At 72.5% G+C, this 7,858-nt stretch carries 8 protein-coding genes; 3 read left to right on the top strand and 5 right to left on the bottom strand.

The features are described 5' to 3' along the window. Nucleotides 1–465 (top strand): glycosyltransferase (locus ESO86_RS07690; RefSeq protein ID WP_277985216.1); only part of this gene is annotated, 465 nt, incomplete at its 5' end. Between the two features lie 37 nt (nt 466–502). Here the strand turns inward: ESO86_RS07690 and ESO86_RS07685 are convergent. The 4 genes from ESO86_RS07685 to ESO86_RS07670 form a co-directional block, all read right to left on the bottom strand. Continuing rightward, nucleotides 503–1,528 carry a CNNM domain-containing protein gene (locus ESO86_RS07685; RefSeq protein WP_129234369.1) on the bottom strand — a complete coding sequence of 342 codons (1,026 nt, stop codon included), beginning with the start codon at nt 1,526–1,528 and terminating at the stop codon, nt 503–505. After that, entirely contained in the window at nt 1,525–2,889 is a 1,365-nt protein-coding gene (locus tag ESO86_RS07680; protein WP_129234368.1) for a hemolysin family protein, read from the bottom strand. The genes ESO86_RS07685 and ESO86_RS07680 overlap by 4 nt, the downstream gene beginning before the upstream one ends. Nucleotides 2,890–3,056: 167 nt before the next feature. Next, entirely contained in the window at nt 3,057–5,018 is a 1,962-nt protein-coding gene (locus ESO86_RS07675; RefSeq protein WP_242492262.1) for an acyl-CoA dehydrogenase family protein, read from the bottom strand. A 101-nt stretch (nt 5,019–5,119) separates the two neighbouring features. Further along, nucleotides 5,120–5,848, bottom strand: a complete 729-nt coding sequence (locus ESO86_RS07670) for a TetR/AcrR family transcriptional regulator (RefSeq protein ID WP_129234366.1) — start codon at nt 5,846–5,848, stop codon at nt 5,120–5,122. Nucleotides 5,849–5,947: 99 nt separating this feature from the next. Between ESO86_RS07670 and ESO86_RS07665 the strand changes: the two genes are divergently transcribed. After that, nucleotides 5,948–6,955 carry an NAD(P)-dependent alcohol dehydrogenase gene (locus ESO86_RS07665; RefSeq protein WP_207207054.1) on the top strand — a complete coding sequence of 336 codons (1,008 nt, stop codon included), beginning with the start codon at nt 5,948–5,950 and terminating at the stop codon, nt 6,953–6,955. A 41-nt stretch (nt 6,956–6,996) separates the two neighbouring features. On the opposite strand, the gene ESO86_RS07660 is transcribed toward ESO86_RS07665, so the two are convergent. Next, a complete protein-coding gene (locus tag ESO86_RS07660) occupies nt 6,997–7,449 on the bottom strand; it encodes an Lrp/AsnC family transcriptional regulator (protein WP_129234365.1) in 453 nt (150 codons plus the stop codon). An 82-nt stretch (nt 7,450–7,531) separates the two neighbouring features. Between ESO86_RS07660 and ESO86_RS07655 the strand changes: the two genes are divergently transcribed. Beyond that, a partial coding sequence (locus tag ESO86_RS07655) for a LysE family transporter (RefSeq protein ID WP_165307485.1) occupies nt 7,532–7,858 on the top strand: 327 nt, incomplete at its 3' end.

Genomic DNA, 7,858 nt, shown 5'->3' with positions numbered 1-7,858 from the left:
GGCGTCGGCGCCTCGCTGCTGCGGCGCATCGTGGCCGGCGCGGGGGCGGCGCACCGCGCCATCCCGGGCCTGCGCATGATCGTCGTGACCGGGCCGCGCATCGACCCGGCGAGCCTCCCGCAGGTGCCCGGCGTCGAGTACCGGGCGTACGTGCCGAACCTGCACGAGCACCTCACGGCGTGCGACCTCGCGATCGTGCAGGGCGGCCTCACGACGACGATGGAGCTCACCGCCGCGAAGGTGCCGTTCATCTACGTGCCGCTGCAGGAGCACTTCGAGCAGCGCTTCCACGTGCGCGCGCGCCTCGACCGCTACCGGGCCGGCCGCTTCATGGAGTACGACGACCTCACGCCCGAGGCCCTCGCCGCGGCGATGGCCGAGGAGATCGGCCGGACCGTCGACTACCGCGATGTCGAGACGGATGGCGCGGCGCGCGCGGCGGCGATGATCGGGCGGCTGCTCTAGGCCGCGCAGATCTGCGGAACCGCGGCCCCGCCGATCCTCACCGGTTCTCGGGCAGTTCCCCGGCGACCGGGAGGACGCGCTGGATCACGTCGGTCAGCGTGACGACGCCCAGCAGCTCGCCGTCGCGTTCGACGACGGCGAGCTGCACCTGCTCCTCGCGCATGCGACGGAGGAGCTCGTAGGCCGGGATCGCCGAGTCGACCCGGAGGGCCGGTCGCGCGAAGTCGGTCGCACGCTCGTCGTCCGCGGCGAGCAGGGTGTCGCGGACGTGCACGACCTCGTCCATCCGACCGGTGCCGTCGTCGAGCAGGATGCGCAGGTGGCCCGACGCGAGCGCCGCGTCGCGCACGTCGGCCACGGTGGCATCCGCCGGCGCCGAGGTCGGAGCGCCGTCGGGCCTGGTGATGTCGTCGACGGAGAGCTCCTGCAGTGCGATCACCTCGCTGATCTGCGACTGCAGCTCGGGCTCCAGCACGCCGACCTGCGTGGAGTACTCGACGAGGTTGCGGATGGTGTCGGCGTCGCGTCCGCCGACGGCGGCGCGATCGACGGGCTCGACCCCGGTCTTCGCGACGAGCGCATTGGCGATCCGGTTCACCCACAGCAGGAACGGGCGGAAGATGCGGATGAAGCCGCGGGAGGGCAGCCCGATGAGCTTCGCGGCCTGCTCCGGATGCGCGATGGCCCACGACTTGGGCGCCATCTCGCCGATGACCAGGTGCAGGAACGTGACGATGAGCAGCGCGAGCGCGAATGCGGCACCGCCCGCGAGCCACTCGGGCAGGCCCCACGCGAGGAACACCGGACCGAGCCACTCGTCCACCGCGGGCTTCGTCACCGCGCCGAGCGCGAACGTCGAGGCCGTGATGCCGAGCTGGGCTCCGGCGAGCATGACGGTGAGTTCGTTCATGCCGCGCAGCGCCGCCCGGGCGGACGCGCTGTCCGCGGCATCCTGCTCGAGCCGGTGGCGGCGCGCCCCGATGAGCGCGAACTCGATGATCACGAAGAAGGCGCTGAGCACGATGAGCCCGAGGGTGACCGGGACCACGATCCACGGGTTCATCGCTCGACCTCCGGTTCGATGAGGGCGACCCTCACGACGGATGGCACGTGGCGATCGATCTCGGCGACCTCGATGCGCAGTCGGGTCGCCGCCGGCTCGTCGTGCTCCGCGAGGTCCGCGCCGCTGACGGGGAGCTCGACCTCCACCACCTCGCCCGGCGTCGGCAGGCCCCGGAGCTCGGCGATCATGAGGCCCGCGATGGTCTCGTAGTCGCCGCGTGGCAGTCCGCGGCCGATGATGCGCGCGACCTCGTCGAGGTGCACGTCGCCGTCCATGACCCAGACGCCCTCCGCGTCGCGTTCCGTGCCGGCGGTCGTCTCGACGTCGTGCTCGTCGGCGATCTCGCCGACGAGCTCCTCCGCCAGGTCCTCGATCGTCACGACGCCGCTGAAGCCGCCGTACTCGTCGATGACGCACGCGAGCTCGTTCCGCGTCTCCGTCAGGGCGTCGAGCGCGTCGGGCAGCGGCATCAGCGTCGGCACGACGAGCGGGGCGCGCATGATCTCGCGCACCGCCCGACGGTCGTGCGGGTCGGCGCGCAGCACGTCGGCGAGGTGCACCACGCCGATGGGCTCCTCGCGGTCGCCGATCACCGGGTACCTCGTGTGCCCGCTCGCCATGATCGCCCGCAGGTCGGCGATCGGCGTGTCGGGCGCGACGGTGTCGACGCGCACGCGGGGCACCATGGCGTGCTCGACGTCGCGGCGGGGGAAGTCGAGGATGCGATCGAGCAGGATCGACAGCTCGTCCGGCAGGTCGCCGCTCGCCCGCGAGTCGTCGATGATGTGCTCGAGGTCCTCGGCGGTGGCGCTCGAGTCGACGTCGTGCACGGGCTCGACGCGGATGAGGCGGAGGACGGCGTTGGACGCCGCGTCGAACAGCGTGATGAGCCATCCGAACACGCCGAGGTAGACCTGGGTCGACCTCGCGAGGCCGCGGGCCAGCGGCTCCGGATTCGCGATGGCGAGGTTCTTCGGGAACAGCTCGCCGAAGATCATCTGCGCGACCGTCGCGAGGGCGAGCGCGAGCACGGTGCCGACGGCGATGCCGACGCTCGGCGGCACGCCGACGCCGCCGAGGAGCACCCCGAGGGACTCGCCGATGAACGGCTCGGCGACGTACCCGGCGAGCAGGCCTGTGACCGTGATCCCGAGCTGCGCGCCCGAGAGCATGAACGACGTGCGCCGCGTGACGGCGAGTGCGCGTTCCGCGGCCGCGTCGCCCTGCTCGGCGCGCGCACGGAGGCGAGCGCGGTCGACCGACATGTACGCGAACTCCTGGGCGACGAAGTAGCCGTTCGCGGCGATGATCGCGGCGGTCAGCACGAGGCCGACGAACAGGAGCAGCAGGGCCGCGGTCACGGACGCGCCTCAGCGGAGCGGGCGGGATGACGGCGGGGACCATCGGTGGGGTAGGGCACGGGGTGCTCGACGCCTCCAGGACTCGGTGGACTCACCCGAGCGTACCGATGGCTGCTCGGAAGTCGCTGTGGCGGCGCGGGGCGATCCCCGCCTCCGACGCTCGACGTTCAGGTGTCGCGGGTCGACCCGATCACCCGCCGGTGGACGTCGTCCATCGCATCCGCCGGGATCGCCTCCGTGATCCACGGGCCGGTGCCCTCGCTCGGGTCGAGGATCCCGTCCTCGAGCCAGGCGTAGTCGCCGTCGAGCACGCGCGATGCGAGTCGCTCGTCCGTGGCGTCCGTGTTGTGCCAGAGCTCGTCGAGCAGGCGCTCCGTGCGGTGCCGCGACTGCTCGGCGAACGTGTGGGCGAGCTGGAAGGCCGACTTGCCCTGGTCGGGGGTGTCGGCGGCGAGCATCGCGGCGCGCACGCACGAGGCCGCGACCGCGAACAGCTCGGCCCCGACGTCGACGACGCGGGCGAGGAAGCCCTGCTTGCGCTCGAGCCCGCCCTGCCAGCGCGCCATGCCGTAGAAGGTGGCGCGCGCGAGCTTGCGGCTCGTGCGCTCGACGTAGCGAAGGTGGGTCGCGAGGGGGCCGAACTCGTCGTACGCCGCGGGGAGGTCGCCCTTCCCGGCGACGAGCTGCGGCAGCCAGCGCGCATAGAACCCGCCCGCCGAGACGGCCGCCTTCAGGCGATCGGCGACCTCGAGATGCGGGTCGATCAGGTCGCCCGCGGCCGTGAGGTGCGCGTCGACCGCCTCGCGGGCGATCAGCAGGTGCATGATCTCGGTCGAGCCCTCGAAGATGCGGTTGATCCGGAGGTCGCGCAGCTGCTGCTCGGCGCCGACCGCGCGCTCGCCGCGGGCCCGGAGGGACTCGGCGGTCTCGAAGCCGCGACCGCCTCGGATCTGGACGAGCTCGTCGGCGATGCGCCATCCCATCTCGGACGCCCAGAGCTTCGCCAGTGCGGCCTCGATGCGGATGTCCTTGCGGTCCTCGTCGGCGAGCACGCCCGAGAGGTCCACGACCGCCTCGAGCGCGAACGTCGTCGCCGCGATGAACGCGACCTTGTGCGCGACCGCGGCGTGTTCCCCGACGGGGTGCCCCCACTGCACGCGCGCCTTCGACCACTCGCGGGCGATCTTCAGGCTCCACTTGCCGGAGCCGGCGCAGATCGCCGGGATGGCGAGCCGGCCGGCGTTGAGCGTGGTCAGTGCGATCTTCAGCCCCTCGCCCTCGCGGCCGACGAGGTTCCCGGCCGGCACGCGCACGCCCTTCAGCGAGGTGAGCCCGTTCTCGATGCCGCGCAGGCCCATGAACGCGTTCCGACGGTGCACGGTGATGCCCGGGGCATCCGCCTCGACGATGAAGGCGCTGATGCCGCCGCGATGCCCGTCGGCCTTCGGCACGCGGGCCATGACGACGAGCAGCTCGGCGACGACGCCGTTCGTGGTCCACAGCTTCGTGCCGTCGAGCACGTACTCCGAGCCGTCCTCGGACGGCACCGCCGTCGCCTGCAGCCGGGCGGGGTCGGAGCCGACCTCGGGCTCGGTCAGCAGGAACGCGCTGACCGCACCCGCCGCGCAGCGGGGGAGCCAGCGCCGCTTCTGCTCCTCGGTTCCGGCGAGCATGAGCGGCTCGGGCACGCCGACGGACTGGTGCGCCGAGAGCAGTGCGCCGATGCTCGCGTTCACCGAGCCGATCATCGTCAGCGCGTGGTTGTAGTAGATCTGGCCGAGGCCGAGTCCGCCGTACTCGACGGGGATCTTCATGCCGAACGCGCCGAGGTCGGCGAGCCCCTGGAAGACGTCGTCGGGGATGCGGGCGTCGCGCTCGATCGCAGCGACGTCGACCGTGCGCAGGAAGGCCTCGAGGTCGGCGAGGAAGGCCTCGCCGCGTTCGACCCGCTCGGCGTCGGGTCTCGGGTGCGGATGGATCAGCGACAGGTCGAACTGCCCCAGGTACAGGCCCTTGGCGAAGCTCGGCTTCCGCCACTCCTGTTCGCGCGCGGCCTCCGCGACCGCGCGGGATTCCTGCTCGTCGACGGCGGAGACGGTGGAGACGGTGGACTCTCGGGTGGCGCTCACGCGAACCTCCTCGTTCGAGATCCAACGTACGCCGGGGCCGGGTGCCGGGCCAGCCCCTGCGGCGGTCGGGCGGATGTCGCACCGCATCCCCGCCGCAGAGGTCACCCGGTCGCGGGGGCGGAGCGTGCGGCGGCCTCGGCGATCCGACGGCGCTCGATGCCCTCGAGCAGCAGGTCGAGGCCGAACTCGAACTCGGTCTGGTCGTCGCACCAGCCCAGCGTCGACTCGGGATCGACGTGGGCGACGTCGGCGAGCATGGCGGCGAGGTGGGGCGCGAACGACTGCATCTGCTCGAGTTGCCCGGGCGGCGGTGCCTGGCCGTCGTCGGAGAGCTCCTGCACGTAGCCGTAGATGCGGTTGCCGATCGCGTGCAGCGAGTGGTGGATGAGGTCGTGCGACATCCCGCTGCCGCGCATGATGCCGACGATGCCGTCGACGTGTCGCACCATCGCCGGCGAGAAGGACTTCCGCTGGTCGATGACGACGGGGGCCCACGGATGCCGCAGCAGCACGCGGCGCGCGCCGAGGATGCGTTCCCGGACCGCGGCGGCCCAGCCCGCGGCATCCCCTTGTGCCGGACCCTGACGCTGGACCCCGGCCGCGATCTCGGTGAACGTCAGCTCGACGACGCCGTCGAGGATCGCGTTCTTGTTGGGCAGGTGGTAGTAGATCGACATCGCCTCGACGCCGAGCGACTCGGCGAGGGCGCGCATCGTGAGGGCGTCGAGCCCGTCGCGGTCGGCGAGGTCGGAGGCGGCCTGCAGCACGCGCTCGCGGGTGAGCGGCGTGCGCGGCGCGCTCGTCCGCACCTCGGATGCCTTCGGCCCCATCTGTTCACCTTACAACGTGAGGTTCGCCCGCCGGGTATGGACGCGGGGCGTCGATGCGCGTATCTTACGACGTAAGACTTACGACGTAAGGGAGTACTCATGACCACCACGGACACCCTCACCATGCGAGCCGCCGTCGTCGAACGGTTCGGCGGCCCCGAGTCCGTCGTCGTCGCGGACCGGCCCCGGCCGGAGCCCGCCGACGACGAACTGCTCGTGCGCGTGCACGCCTCGACCGTGAGCATCGCCGACCATCGCCTGCGCACGCGCGAGGTGCCGCGCGGGCTCGGGCTCCTCGTCGGGCCGGCGATCGGGTTCCGCCGCCCGAAGCACGCGGTGCTCGGCATGGAGGCGGCCGGCGTGGTGGAGGCCGTCGGGTCGCGGGTGACGCGCTTCGCACCCGGTGACGAGGTGATCCTCATGCGCGGCGCGCGCTTCGGATGCCACGCCGAGTGGGTGACCGTCGGCGAGGGCGACGAGGTCGCGCGGAAGCCCGCGAACCTGTCGTTCGAGGAGGCGGCCGCGGTGCTCTTCGGCGGGCACACCGCGCTGCGGTACCTCGACCTGGTCGACGTCGGCCCCGGCACCGAGGTGCTCGTCAACGGCGCATCGGGCGCCGTGGGCACGGCCGTCGTCCAGCTCGCCGAGCGCCGCGGTGCCCGGGTCACGGCGGTGACGAGCGGGCGGAACGCCGAGCTCGTGCGCTCGCTCGGGGCCGACGACGTCATCGACTACACGCGCGAGGACTTCGCCGCGGCCGCGCCGGGCGCCGATCCGCGCTACGACGTCATCGTCGAGTGCGTCGGCAACGCGCCGTTCGGCCGCGTCGGTCATCTCATCCGGCCGGGCGGTGCACTGCTGCTCGTGATCGCCGACCTGGCCGGCATGATCGGCGCCGCGCTCCGCCCGCGTCGCCGCGGCATCCTCGTGAACCAGGCCGGCGGGTCGATGGGCGCCGACGGGATGGCCCGGCTCACCGCGCTCGCCGAGGCGGGCGACCTGCGCCCGGTCGTCGACCGCACCTACGACCTCGACGAGATCGTCGAGGCGCACCGCTACGTCGATTCCGGGAGGAAGCGGGGGAGCGTCGTGCTGCGGCTGGCGTGACGCCGGCGCGGGCGCCGTCCCCGCACCGGAGCGGCGACCGCTCAGACCGGCAGCGGCCGGTCGTCGACGATCGTCTTCATCACGAGGGTCGACTCGACGCGACGCACGCCAGGCAGCGCCGAGAGCCGCTCGTCCCACAGGCGCTGGTAGGCGGACAGGTCGGGCACGGCGACGCGCAGCAGGTAGTCGGGGTCGCCGAAGAGCCGCAGCGCCTGGATGACCTCGGGGATCTCGGCGACGGCCTCGTCGAACGCGGGAACGGTCGCCCGGTTGGCCTGGTCCATCGTGACGAACACGAGCGCGCCGAACCCCATGCCGACCGCGTCGGGGTCGATGACGGCTCGGTACCCGGTGATCGCCCCGGATGCCTCGAGCGCGCGCAGGCGGCGGTGCGTCGGCGACATGCTGAGCTGTACGCGCTCGGCGAGCTCGGTGAGGCTCAGCCGGCCGTCGTGCTGCAGTTCGGCAAGGATTCTCCGATCGATGGCATCCATGTGGAGGATTCTTCCACGAGCGCGGCGCGGCGGGGTGGAACTGGGCAGCGGCTTCCACGCGCTCCTGCCTAGGTTCGTTCCCATGGACGTGCAACTGCTCATCGCGTGCTCGGTGATGATGACCCTGATGGTGATCCTGCCCGGGCCCGACTGGGCCTTCCTCATCGCGGCGGGGACTCGGGAGCGCACCATCCTGCCGTCGCTCGCGGGGATCCTCCTCGGCTACCTCGCGACCGTGGCGGCGGTCGCGATCGGCGTCGGCGCCGCCGTGGCGGCGGTGCCGTGGATCATCGTCGGGCTGACGTTCGCGGCGGCGACCTACCTCACCTACCTGGGGGTGCGCGTGCTGCGCGAGCCGCCGGTCGTGGCCGCCGTGGCGGGCGGTTCGGGCGGCGCCCCCGTCGCGACG

Origin of the sequence: Agromyces binzhouensis (assembly GCF_004135055.1) — a bacterium.
Classification (GTDB): Bacteria; Actinomycetota; Actinomycetes; order Actinomycetales; family Microbacteriaceae; genus Agromyces; species Agromyces binzhouensis.
Note: the sequence above shows the minus strand (reverse complement) of the source record. Positions and strands in the feature narration are given on the sequence as shown.